The sequence below is a fragment of the Actinomadura sp. NPDC023710 genome (genome assembly GCF_040639875.1).
Lineage (GTDB): Bacteria > Actinomycetota > Actinomycetes > Streptosporangiales > Streptosporangiaceae > Spirillospora > Spirillospora citrea.
Genome location: NZ_JBFAGB010000023.1, coordinates 22,154 through 33,787, shown reverse-complemented (window position 1 = coordinate 33,787; position 11,634 = coordinate 22,154). Strand labels below are relative to the sequence as shown.

General features: G+C 69.7%; 12 protein-coding genes. 8 read left to right on the top strand and 4 right to left on the bottom strand.

The window, feature by feature from the left end:
- Window positions 1-93: 93 nt before the first annotated feature.
- The 3 genes from gnd to dnaA all read right to left on the bottom strand — a co-directional run bounded on the left by gnd (window position 94) and on the right by dnaA (window position 4,980).
- Window positions 94-1,014 (bottom strand): phosphogluconate dehydrogenase (NAD(+)-dependent, decarboxylating), encoded by a 921-nt coding sequence (gene gnd, locus AB0H37_RS25500; protein ID WP_329097318.1) that lies wholly within the window; start codon window positions 1,012-1,014, stop codon window positions 94-96.
- 112 nt (window positions 1,015-1,126) lie between these two features.
- Window positions 1,127-2,269 (bottom strand): DNA polymerase III subunit beta, encoded by a 1,143-nt coding sequence (dnaN, locus tag AB0H37_RS25495; RefSeq protein WP_179831442.1) that lies wholly within the window; start codon window positions 2,267-2,269, stop codon window positions 1,127-1,129.
- 653 nt (window positions 2,270-2,922) lie between these two features.
- Window positions 2,923-4,980: a chromosomal replication initiator protein DnaA gene (dnaA, locus tag AB0H37_RS25490; protein WP_360615683.1), complete on the bottom strand. Its 2,058-nt coding sequence runs from the start codon at window positions 4,978-4,980 to the stop codon at window positions 2,923-2,925.
- Window positions 4,981-5,580: 600 nt separating this feature from the next.
- Between dnaA and rpmH the strand changes: the two genes are divergently transcribed.
- The 5 genes from rpmH to AB0H37_RS25465 are packed head-to-tail and all read left to right on the top strand — an operon-like array spanning window position 5,581 to window position 7,992.
- On the top strand, window positions 5,581-5,718 hold the full coding sequence (rpmH, locus tag AB0H37_RS25485; protein ID WP_151542862.1) for a 50S ribosomal protein L34: 138 nt from the start codon (window positions 5,581-5,583) through the stop codon (window positions 5,716-5,718).
- Window positions 5,719-5,731: 13 nt separating this feature from the next.
- On the top strand, window positions 5,732-6,100 hold the full coding sequence (gene rnpA / locus AB0H37_RS25480) for a ribonuclease P protein component (protein ID WP_329097324.1): 369 nt from the start codon (window positions 5,732-5,734) through the stop codon (window positions 6,098-6,100).
- A complete protein-coding gene (gene yidD / locus AB0H37_RS25475; RefSeq protein WP_179831439.1) occupies window positions 6,097-6,465 on the top strand; it encodes a membrane protein insertion efficiency factor YidD in 369 nt (122 codons plus the stop codon). Before rnpA ends, yidD begins: the two co-directional genes overlap by 4 nt.
- Window positions 6,458-7,468, top strand: a complete 1,011-nt coding sequence (gene yidC, locus AB0H37_RS25470) for a membrane protein insertase YidC (protein ID WP_329097326.1) — start codon at window positions 6,458-6,460, stop codon at window positions 7,466-7,468. Before yidD ends, yidC begins: the two co-directional genes overlap by 8 nt.
- A 38-nt stretch (window positions 7,469-7,506) precedes the next feature.
- Window positions 7,507-7,992 (top strand): R3H domain-containing nucleic acid-binding protein, encoded by a 486-nt coding sequence (locus AB0H37_RS25465; RefSeq protein ID WP_179831437.1) that lies wholly within the window; start codon window positions 7,507-7,509, stop codon window positions 7,990-7,992.
- Window positions 7,993-8,163: 171 nt separating this feature from the next.
- Here AB0H37_RS25465 and AB0H37_RS25460 read toward each other — a convergent pair whose 3' ends face one another.
- On the bottom strand, window positions 8,164-8,616 hold the full coding sequence (locus AB0H37_RS25460; protein WP_179831436.1) for a DUF6458 family protein: 453 nt from the start codon (window positions 8,614-8,616) through the stop codon (window positions 8,164-8,166).
- A 186-nt stretch (window positions 8,617-8,802) separates the two neighbouring features.
- Here AB0H37_RS25460 and rsmG point away from each other — a divergent pair, with 186 nt between their 5' ends.
- From rsmG to AB0H37_RS25445, 3 genes are all read left to right on the top strand, one after another.
- Window positions 8,803-9,480 (top strand): 16S rRNA (guanine(527)-N(7))-methyltransferase RsmG, encoded by a 678-nt coding sequence (gene rsmG, locus AB0H37_RS25455; protein WP_360615679.1) that lies wholly within the window; start codon window positions 8,803-8,805, stop codon window positions 9,478-9,480.
- Between the two features lie 344 nt (window positions 9,481-9,824).
- Window positions 9,825-10,640 carry a ParA family protein gene (locus AB0H37_RS25450; RefSeq protein WP_179838254.1) on the top strand — a complete coding sequence of 272 codons (816 nt, stop codon included), beginning with the start codon at window positions 9,825-9,827 and terminating at the stop codon, window positions 10,638-10,640.
- The gene (locus AB0H37_RS25445; protein ID WP_360615677.1) at window positions 10,637-11,623 is read left to right on the top strand and encodes a ParB/RepB/Spo0J family partition protein; all 987 of its coding nucleotides are present in this window, start codon (window positions 10,637-10,639) and stop codon (window positions 11,621-11,623) included. The genes AB0H37_RS25450 and AB0H37_RS25445 overlap by 4 nt, the downstream gene beginning before the upstream one ends.
- Window positions 11,624-11,634 lie beyond the last annotated feature (11 nt).

Below are 11,634 nucleotides of genomic sequence, written 5' to 3'. Positions count from 1 at the left end.
CCCCGCCCTCCCAGGGGGGGCCGACCCCACTCCCAGCCTGGAACACACCGCCGGGAGCCGGGGCCGGAACCCACAACTGTGGATAACCGAGGATCAGACCGAGGGAGGGTTCACGTCGGCGCCGGGGGAGTCGGCGCCCTTGGAGGACTCGACGGCGTGGCCGCCGAACTGGTTGCGGAGGGCGGCTACGACGCGCATCGTGGGGGAGTCGTCCTGGCGGGAGGCGAAGCGGGCGAAGAGGGACGCCGTGATGGCGGGCAGCGGGACGGCGTGGTCGACCGCGGCCTGGACGGTCCAGCGGCCCTCGCCGGAGTCGTTGGCGTAGCCGCGCAGGTCGTCCAGCTCGGGGTCGTCGGCGAGCGCGCGGTTCAGCAGGTCGAGCAGCCAGGAGCGGATGACCGTGCCCTCCTGCCAGCTCAGGAACGTCTCCGGCACGTTGGTGACGATGTCGCTGGCCTCGATCAGCTCGTAGCCCTCGCCGAACGCCTGCATCATCGCGTACTCGATGCCGTTGTGGACCATCTTCACGAAGTGGCCGGCGCCGACCTTGCCGGAGTGGACGAAGCCGTACTCGCCCTCCGGCTTGAGCGTCTCGAAGATCGGCATCAGCCGCTTCACGGCGTCCTCGTCGCCGCCGACCATGAGCGCGTAGCCGTTCTCCAGGCCCCACACGCCGCCGCTGACACCGCAGTCGACGAACCCGATGCCCTTGGCGGCCAGCTCCTCGCCGTGCTTCCTGTCGTCCACATAGTGTGAATTACCGCCGTCCACGACGAGGTCGCCCTGTTCCAGGACCTCCCCCAGCTTGTGGACGGTCTCCGCCGTCGGCTTGCCTGCGGGGACCATCACCCACACGGCCCGCGGCGGGGACAACCGCTCGACCAGTTCCTCGACCGAGCCGACGTCGCTGACCTCCGGGTCGCGGTCGTAGCCGACGACGGTATGGCCGCCGCGGCGCAGCCGCTCGGCCATGTTGCCGCCCATCTTGCCCAGGCCGATGATGCCAAGCTCCATGAAACGCTCACTCTCCCCTGCGTGCCTGCCTGTGCGTGCCTGTCTGCCTCGTCCGCGGGGGCGCGGCTCCCCCGCGGACATCGCCACGGTGCCATGCCCTGGAGGGTGGTACTTATCCGGACAGACGGACCGGCATGATCAGGTAACGGTAGTTCGGGTTCTCCCCGTCCTGCGGCGGCTTTCCGGTGAGGACGGCCGGCTTGGTCGGGGTGGTGAAGGACAGCCGCGCCACGTCCGAGCCGATCGCGGAGAGCCCGTCGAGGAGGAACCCGGGGTTGAACGCGATGTCGATGTCCTCGCCCTCCAGGGACGCCTCCAGGCCCTCCACGGCCTGAGCCTCGTCGCCCGTCCCGGCCTCCAGGACGACCTCGCCCTGGCTGAACGAGAGCCGGACGGGGGTGTTGCGCTCCGCCACGAGGGAGACGCGCTTGACGGCCTCGATGAAGGCCGCGGTCTGGACCTCGGCGAGGCCCGCGTACTCGCTCGGCAGCAGCGAGCGGTACTTGACGAAGTCGCCGTCCAGCAGCCGGGACGTGGTGCGGCGGCCGCCGCCCTCGAAACCGATCATGCCTTCGCCGGTGCCGCCCGTCCCGCCGAGCGCGATCGACAGCTCCGCGCCGGCCGTCAGCGACTTGGCGGTGTCGGCCAGCGTGCGGGCCGGGACGAGCGCGACGGCGGAGAAGTCCGGGCGCTCGGGCTTCCAGTGCAGCTCGCGGACGGCGAGGCGGTAGCGGTCCGTGGACGCCAGCGTGACGGTCTCACCCTCGATCTCCACACGGACGCCGGTCAGCATGGGGATCGTGTCGTCCTTGCCCGCGGCGATCGCGACCTGGGACACGGCGGCGGCGAACTCGTCGCTGCCCACCGACCCCGCCGCGGGCGGCATCTCCGGCAGCGTCGGGTAGTCCTCCACAGGCATGGTGAGAAGTGTGAACTTCGCGCTGCCGCAGCGGAGCATCACCTTCGCGCCGTCCGTCGTCACCTCCACAGGGTGGGGAGGAAGGCTGCGCGAGATCTCGGCGAGGAGCCGCCCGGACACCAGCGCCGTCCCGGCCTCCTCCACGTCGATGTCCGTGGACACCTGGGCCGAGACCTCGTAGTCGAACGCGGACAGCTTCAGCCGGTCGCCGTTGCCCTCGCCCCCGGCGACGATGTGCATGCCCGCGAGGACCGGCACCGGGGGACGGACGGGGAGCGTGCGCGCGGTCCAGGCGACGGCGTCGGCCAGGGCGTCTCTGTCGATGCGGAACTTCAAAGGGACCCGCCTCCTGCAGGTGTCGGACAAGGGTGAGCTGATCTCGTCCGGGCCGGGGCGCTCGGTGCGCGTTGTCCCCAGGCCCTGACTTGAGATGGATCTTTTCTTGGATAGATAAGGAGAGCAGTACTAGTAATAGGGGCCGTGGATAGTGTGGACAGAGGCCGTTGTCCCAGGTGAGACCGCGTTTCTTTGTCCACCGGTGCTGTGCATGGGCCGTGGACGGCGCGACGGCGCCTGGGGACGGCGAAATCATCCCCACACGTCATCCTCATGTCATCCCCCGGTTATCCACGAGTTCTCCACGGGTATACAGCCCGTTCGCCTGCGCTGGGGACGCCGGGGCCGGTGATCTCCGGGGCCGTCCCCAGGCCGTCCCCAGCCCTTCCACCGGTTTTCCCCAGAAGGCCGGGCGGCGGTGCACACCCGGTCCACACCCGTCCACCGTTCATCCTCAGCTTCTCCCAAGGTTGCCCACAGGGTTATCCGCGAAAATCCCCAGAGTTTTCCACAAGTTGTGAGCAGCGCCGCCGATTCTCGGCTGACGCGCGCCTTTTGTCGGTTCTTTGCCTTGAGTTGGATGTGGACGGTGCGGGCGGGGCCCGTCCACAGGCGTGACGCAGGTCTGTCCACAGTGTGTACGAACAGGGGGATCAGCGCTTGCGGGCCTGGTGCTTGATGCGCCCCGTCAGCTCCGTGACCTGGTTGTATATGGCGCGGCGCTCGGCCATCAGCGACCGGATCTTGCGTTCGGCGTGCATGACCGTGGTGTGGTCGCGCCCCCCGAACTGCTGCCCGATCTTCGGAAGGGACAGTTCGGTCAGTTCGCGGCACAGGTACATCGCGATCTGCCGGGCGGTGACGAGCATCCGCGAGCGGGACGGCCCGCACAGGTCGTCGATCGTCGTCCCGAAGTACTCGACGGTCTGCGCCATGATCATGGCGGCGGTGATCTCGGGACCGGAGTCGTTGGGGATGAGGTCCTTCAGGACGATCTCGGCGAGCTTCATGTCGACCGACTGCCGGTTCAGGCTCGCGAACGCCGTGACCCGGATCAGCGCGCCCTCCAGCTCGCGGATGTTCGTCGCGATCTGCGAGGCGATGAACTCCAGTACGTCGGGCGGCGCGGCGAGGCCCTCCTGCCGGGCCTTCTTCTGCAGGATCGCGATCCGCGTCTCCAGTTCGGGCGGCTGGACGTCGGTCGTCAGGCCCCACTCGAACCGGTTGCGGAGCCGGTCCTCCAGCGTCACCAGCTCCTTGGGCGGGCGGTCGCTGGAGATCACGATCTGCTTGCTGGCGTTGTGGAGCGTGTTGAACGTGTGGAAGAACTCCTCCTGCGTCTGCTCCTTGCCCTCAAGGAACTGGATGTCGTCGACGAGGAGGATGTCCACATCCCGGTAGCGGCGGCGGAACCCGTCGGCCTTGCCGTCGCGGATCGAGTTGATGAAGTCGTTCGTGAACTCCTCGGAGCTCACGTAGCGGACGCGGGCCCCGTTGAAGAGGCTCTGCGCGTAGTGGCCGATCGCGTGCAGCAGGTGGGTCTTCCCCAGGCCCGAGTCGCCGTAGATGAACAACGGGTTGTACGCCTTGGCCGGCTGCTCGGCCACCGCGACGGCGGCGGCGTGCGCGAACCTGTTCGAGGAGCCGATGACGAACGTCTCGAACGTGTACTTCGGGTTCAGCCGTGCGTGCTCGGACGCACCGGACTGCTGTGCCGGCGCCGGCGCGGGCGCACGGGGGTCGGACGTGGGGCCTCGGGGGTCGGTGCCCTCCTCGTCCCGGAAGACGCCTTCGCCCCTGTAGGACTGCTCACCGCTCGAATAAGACTGTTCGGCCCCTGGATAGGGCTGTTCCCCGTTGGGGAACTTGTCGTCCGAGTGCCCGAGGGGGGCTTCATTCCCGGCGCGCTGCGGTTCGCGGCCCTGGGCCTCTGGGCGGCCAGGGCGCAACGGGCCGAGCGTCCGGTCGTTGAGGTGGGAGTGCGGCGGCCGTCCCTGGGGCTCGCCGCCGTAGCCTTCCTGCCCCCCGTAGCTCGGGTAGCCGCGGCCTTCGTAGGGCGCCGGCCCGCGTCCGCCGGGGCCCGCACCGTAGGCGGGCGGGCGGGGAGCAGGCGGGTACGATCCGCGGTCGTCGTCCTGAGCCTGTGGATAACCTCCGGGCATACCGGGGTTGTGGGTAACTCCCGACTGCGGCCGGTATCCCTGGTCTGTGTACGCCTGCTCTGGATACGGGCGGTCGGGACGCTCCGCGTAGGACGACTGATCTCCGTACGGTTGCTCCCCGTAGGGCTGCTCCGTATAAGAACGGTCCCGATCCCGGTCGCGCTCGTCGTGCGTCCGCTCGCCGTAGGGCTCGCCATAAGAAGGAGTGGGCTCGTGCAGACCGGGCCCTGCGCCCGGCCCCGGAATCGGCGCGGACAAGGGCTCGCCCGCGCCCGGACGGGCACCCCCAGGGGGCTCCGGCTGGACGGTCACCGCGACCCGGATCTCCCGGCCCAGTTCGCGGGAAAGGGCCTGCGTGATGAGGTTGCGCAGGCGCGTCTCAAGCGCGTCCTTGGCGAACTCGTTGGGCGCGGCGAGGAGCGCCGTTCCCTCGACGAGTGCCAGCGGGCGGACCATGGGCAGCCATGCGCGGTAGCTCGGCGACAGATCGCTCTCGGAGAGCGCGGTGAGGGTGCGGGCCCAGACCGATCCGAGATCCTGACCGTCCATGCGCAAGGTCCCCTCCCCACAACTCCGCCGAACGGAGCACCTGTACTGCCCGGCTTTCCCGCGGGGCCACACGCCTCACAGGACACTGCCGCGACGCGGAAGACTTACTCTCTCACGAGTTGTCCACAGAGTTGTCCACATGCTGTGCATAGGCATGGGGGACCCTGTGCAAAACCCGTGAGGCGGGTTCAGGGGTGCGCGGTCGGCAAGGGGCCGGCCTTCGTGAGGGCCGGTACGGGATGGTTCTCGAACGGGGGGCTTGAGGAACGCCGACATCGGATTCTTCGAAGGAAGTGTCGGCTCGCCTCGTCGACCTTAACCGGTGCCGGACACGGCCGCAACACGGTCACCATCGATCCCGCCCGTCCGACGGAGCCTCGTGACGGGAGCCCTGCGGCGGCCGCCTCCGTTTGACCGGCCCCCTGGATACCCCGTAACGTTCTGAGGTCGAGTCGCATCGACGGAGATGTCGCGTGCCCGCCGGCTGCCCCTCAGGAAAGCTCGGGTGGGCCCCCGCTGCGGGGGACCGTACGCGGCCCTCGGTGCGAGCCTTCGAGCGCCAAGTCCTCAGACGAACCGACCGCAGCACTGGAGCCTCAAGTGAGCAAGCGTACCTTCCAGCCGAACAACCGTCGTCGCCACAAGAAGCACGGCTTCCGGCTGCGCATGCGCACGCGCGCGGGCCGCGCGATCCTGTCGAGTCGGCGTGGCAAGGGCCGCGCCCGCGTCGCGGTCTGACCCACCCCTCATAGTGCTGCCGTCCGGAAACCGGATGCGGCGGCGGGACGACTTCTCGTTGGCCGTCCGGCGCGGTCGCCGCGCCGGACGGCCAACTGTCGTCGTTCATCTGCTACGCCCGGAAGAGTTCCGACCGGCGGCGGCGCGGCCGCTGGTCGGGTTCATCGTGGCGCGCACCGTCGGCAACGCCGTGGTCCGCAACACGACCCGGCGCCGGCTCCGCCACCTGATGCGCCCGCACCTCGACCGCCTGCCAGCGGGTAGCCTGCTCGTAGTGCGCGCCAACCCCCGTGCGGGAGTGGCGCGACCAGACGAACTGGCCGCGGATCTGGAGTCGGCGCTCGACCGGCTGCTGCGGCCCGCGTCCAAGGGGCGAAGATGAGGAGTCCGCAGGGGACCGAGTTCCCCGCGCAGCACCGGACGGGCCACCCGGGTCCCGTCGCGGCCTTGCTGATCCTTCTCGTCCGCGCCTACCGCCGCTTCTTGAGTCCCCTGCTCGGGCAGCAGTGCCGCTTCCAGCCCAGCTGCAGCGCGTACGGCCTGGAGGCCCTCCAGGTGCACGGGGCACTGCGCGGCACGTGGCTGACGGCCCGCCGGATCGCGCGGTGCCAACCTTTCCACCCAGGCGGCCACGACCCGGTACCGCCGAAGAAGACGCCGGAACAGCGCGCGGCGGCTTCCTCGAACTCAGGCCGCGAGGAGAGCGGTCCCGCCCTAGCAGAGCCCAAGGAGCTGCCCGGTGCTTGATTGGTTGTACGAGATCGTCTCTCAGCTCATCGTGTGGATCCACACGGGGCTCAGTACGGTCGTCCCCAAGGACAGCGGATGGGCGTGGGGCGGTTCGATCATCCTCCTCACCGTCCTCCTGCGGCTGCTCCTCGTCCCCCTCTTCGTGAAGCAGATCCACGCTTCGCGCAAGATGCAGGAGCTGAACCCGAAGGTTCAGGCGCTGCGCAAGAAGTACAAGAACGACAAGCAGCGCCTCAACCAGGAGGTCATGAAGCTCTACCAGGAGAACGGCGCCAACCCGCTCTCGGGCTGCCTGCCGCTCCTGGTGCAGATGCCCATCTTCATCGGGCTGTTCCAGACGCTGAAGCGGATCTCGGACGCCAAGCCGGGGCAGAGCGTCTTCGCCGTCTCGTCCGACCTGGTGGCGAGCGCGCAGAACGCGAACATCTTCGGCGCCCACATCCCGGACACGTTCCTGAACGCCTGGGGCACCGACCCCAAGAGCTGGACGGCGATCATCATCACCGGCATCGCCGTGGTGATCAGCTCCGTCACGACCTTCTTCACCGTCCGGGCCAGCATGAAGCGGCAGCCCGTCGCGGACGAGGCCAACCCGATGATGCAGGCGCAGAAGATGATGGTCTTCCTGGCGCCGCTGTTCGGCCTCTTCGGCCTCGGCTTCCCCCTGGGCGTCCTCATGTACTGGGTGACGTCCAACAGCTGGACCCTGGCGCAGCAGCACTACATCTACAAGCGGTACCCACCGCCCGGCACGAACGGTGAGGCCGCTGCGGCCACGGCCAAGACGGGGACCAAGACCGGCCCCAAGACCGCCGGGTCCAAGGCGGGGGCGTCCAAGGCGGGCGGGTCCAAGAACGGTGAGGCGGCGCCGTCGGGCATCAAGGCGAAACTGAAGAAGGAGCCGGAACCGGCCCCCGAGCCCGAGGACAAGCCGAAGGTCGTGCGCAACCAGCCGACCCGCAAGTCGCGCAGCAAGCGCAGCGGTACCCAGAAGCGCTAGTTTGGACCCCCGAGCATGTGCCGGAGAAGGAGACCCCGTTGAGCCAGACCGACACCACCGAGGTCGACGTCCAGGCGCTCGAACAGGAAGGCGAGATCGCCGCCGACTACATCGAGGGCCTGCTGGACATCGGTGACTACGACGGCGACATCGACATGGACGTCGAGGGCGAGCGCGCCATGGTCGCCGTCGTCGGAGGTGCCCTGGACGAGCTGGTCGGCAAGCGCGGCGAGGTTCTGGAGGCCCTCCAGGAGCTCACCCGGCTCGCCGTCCACCGCCAGACCGGCAACCGCACCCGCCTCATGCTGGACATCGGCGGCTACCGCGAGCGGCGCCGCGCCGAGCTGACCAAGCTCGGGACGGACGTCGCGAACGAGGTCAAGCAGTCCGGCGAGCCCAAGCCCCTCGCCCCGATGACCCCGTTCGAGCGCAAGATCGTCCACGACGCCATCGCCGCCGCGGGCCTCCGCAGCGAGTCCGAGGGCGAGGAGCCCGACCGCTACGTGGTCGTCTCCCCCGCCTGACCCTCACGGCTGCACACGGCCCCGACCGGATACCCGGTCGGGGCCGTCGCCTTTCCGAACAGGGCCGGCATTCTTCCTCGGGCATGAGAGGGCCCCGCGCCCTGGCCGGCGCGGGGCCCTGGGGAGCTCGGTGTGCACCGCCGCCCTGGCACACCGAGCAGGCTCTCGGTGCTACCGCCGTGCGGTCCGGCGCCAGCGGCGGCGCGGGACGGCGTCGCCGGTGTCGACCGTGTTCTGCACTGCCGGGTCCTGCGCGTTGGCGGGATCCTGCGCGTATCCCGGGTCCTGTGGATGGTTGTGCGTGACCCCCCTGTCCGCCGGGTGCTCGACCACACGTTCGACGCGCTCGGCGGGACGGCCGCCGGGCGGCGGCGGGTCCTCGATGATGTGCTCCTCGCGGATCACCGTCCCCGGCTCGTCGCCGTAGGCGGGATCGGCTCCGGCCACACGTCCGGCCGCGCGGCGCGGCCGGGTGTACTTGAGCGTGAATCCCATGCTGATCAGGCCGACCAGGATCAGGATCCATCCGACCATGTGGATGTCGAGGCCGCTGAGGTCAACGCGGATGGCGAAAGCCAGGATCGCCCCTAGGGCGATGAATGCGAGACTGACTCCGATTCCCATGTGTCGGAGCTCCTTCCGGGGGGACGGACGGGCGTCACGGCAGCCTGTACCCGGCCCTCGGCGATTATGCGGCGGGGTCATGTGGTTCTCGCCATAACGCAAGGGTCGTCCCACCCCGGTGTCCTGTTGTCCACGGGAACGTTGCGCGTGCACGGCAGCACCAGGTTTTGTGGAACGATTCGTCTGGTGGGGACTGCACGGGAGATATTCGGTGACGCGCTGCCGATCGCGGAGCGCTATGCGGCGTTCCTCGCCAAGGCCGGGGTCGAACGCGGGCTCATCGGACCGCGCGAGGCCGACCGGCTCTGGGAACGCCATCTGATCAACTGCGCGGTGGTCTCGTCGGCGATACCGCAGGACGCCCAGGTCGTCGACATCGGCTCGGGCGCGGGGCTCCCCGGCATCGTCCTGGCCATCGTCCGGCCCGACCTGCGGGTCACCCTGCTGGAGCCGCTGCTGCGGCGCACGACGTTCCTGAACGAGTGCGTCGAGATGCTGGACCTGCGGAACGTCGACGTCCGGCGGGCCCGGGCCGAGGACGTGACCGAGGAGTTCGCGGCGGACGTCGCCACGGCACGCGCCGTCGCACCCCTCGAACGCCTGGCCAGATGGGCGCTGCCGCTGCTGCGCCCGGGGGGCGAGCTCCTCGCGCTCAAGGGCGAGCGGGCCGCGACCGAACTGGAGGAGGCGGAGCCGGTCCTGAAGCGCTTCGAGGTGCGCTCGACGGAACTGCTGCAAGTCGGGCGCGGTATGGTCGATCCGCCGACAACACTCGTCCGTGTGGTCGCCGGCCGAGGAGAGGTTGTCGGGCGACGGCAGCGCGCCCCCCGGCGCGCCAAAGGGTCGAGGAAGAGGTCTTCATGAGCACGGGACCAGGACTGGGCAGGCCTGACCGCGCCGACGAATCCCCCGACGAACAGCCGTCCGGCCCGGGCGGGCTCGGCGCGGACGAGGGCGCCCCGGCGCCCGCCTCCGGGGGGACGCGGCCGGACCCGGGATCATCGCCGGGCACCGCTCCCTCCGGGCACGCGATGTGGGGTAACACGACGTCCGGTACGGCGGAGAACGTCGGCTATGTGCCGACGAACGCCGGCGCGCAGCCGCCGGGCTCGCGCACCGGACCAACTCAGGGGGAGTCAGAACTCGTGCGAGAGGCGCTGCGGGACGCCAAGGTTTCACATGAAACAGCCGTCACCGCGCTCAAGGCGATGGCGGGCCGCAGGGAACGGGAGTGGCCGCGACCCGACCGATGCCGGGTCATCACCATCGCCAACCAGAAGGGAGGCGTCGGCAAGACCACCAGCTCGGTGAACATCGCCGCCTCCCTCGCCATGCATGGCGCGCAGGTGCTGGTGGTCGACCTCGACCCGCAGGGCAACGCGTCCACCGCCCTCGGCGTCGAGCACCACGCCGAGGTCCCGTCGATCTACGACGTGCTGATCGAGGACATGGCGCTCGCCGACATCATCGTCCCGGCGCCCGAGATCCCCAATCTCTTCTGCGCGCCGGCCACGCTCAACCTCGCGGGCGCGGAGATCGAGCTCGTCTCCAAGGTGGCCCGTGAGTCGCGCCTCCAGCGTGCGCTGGACGCCTACGACATCGAGAAGTTCGACTACGTGCTGATCGACTGCCCGCCGTCGCTCGGCCTGCTCACCGTGAACGCCCTGGTCGGCGGCGACGAGCTGCTCATCCCGATCCAGTGCGAGTACTACGCCCTGGAGGGCCTCGGCCAGCTGATCAGGACCGTCGACCTCGTGAAGGCGCACCTCAACCAGAAGCTGAGGGTGTCGACCATCCTGCTGACGATGTACGACGCCCGGACCCGCCTCGCCGCGCAGGTCGCCGAGGACGTCCGGACCCACTTCGGCGACGTCGTCCTCAACACGGTGATCCCCCGCAGCGTCCGGGTGTCCGAAGCGCCCAGCTACGGACAGTCCGTCATGACCTACGACCCCGGTTCGAGCGGCGCCCTCGCCTACAGCGAGGCCGCCTCGGAGATGGCCCACGGAGGAGCTGTCCAGTGAGCCAGCAGCGACGCGGACTGGGCAGGGGCCTCGGTGCCCTCATTCCCACCGCCCCGCCCACGTCCGCCGAGCCGAACGGCGCGGGAGAGCCGGGATACCCCGGCGGTCCCGTCTCGGACGGCACGGCCGCTCCCGCATCCCCGCTCGAACCGGTCGCCGGAGCCCATTTCGCGGAACTGCCCGTCCGCTCCATCACGGTCAACCCGCGCCAGCCCCGCGAGCACTTCGACGATCAGGCCCTGGAGGAGCTCGCCGAGTCGATCGGCATCGTCGGGCTGCTGCAGCCGATCGTCGTCCGCAAATCCTCCGCGGAGGAGCACGACTACGAGCTCATCATGGGCGAGCGTCGCTGGCGCGCGTCGAAGATGGCCGGGCTGGACGTCATCCCGGCGATCGTCCGCGACACCGGCGACAACGACCTGCTCCGCGACGCGCTCATGGAGAACCTCCACCGGCAGCAGCTCAACCCGCTGGAGGAGGCGGCCGCGTACCAGCAACTGCTGCAGGACTTCGGCGCCACCCACGAGCAGCTCGCCACCCGGATCGGCCGGTCGCGACCGCACATCACCAACACGCTCCGCCTGCTGAACCTGCCGCCCGCCGTCCAGCGCCGGGTGGCGGCGGGAGTGCTGTCCGCCGGCCACGCCCGCGCGCTGCTCTCCCTCGACAGCGTCGAGGCCCAGGAGCACATGGCGCAGCGGATCGTCCAGGAGGGCCTCTCCGTCCGCGCACTCGAAGAGATGATCGCGCTCCGCGAGGTCGAGGACGAGCCGAAGGCGCCGCGCCAGGGCCGCCGGAAGCAGCCGGTCGCCCCCGGCCTCAGGGAACTGGCCGACCGGCTCTCCGACCGCTACGAGACCAAGGTCCGCGTCGACATGGGCCGCAACAAGGGCAAGATCGTCGTCGAGTTCGCCACCCTGGAGGACCTGGACCGCATCATCAAGTCCATGGCCCCCGACGACAACGGAGCAGACGACTCCTAGAGCCCACTCAC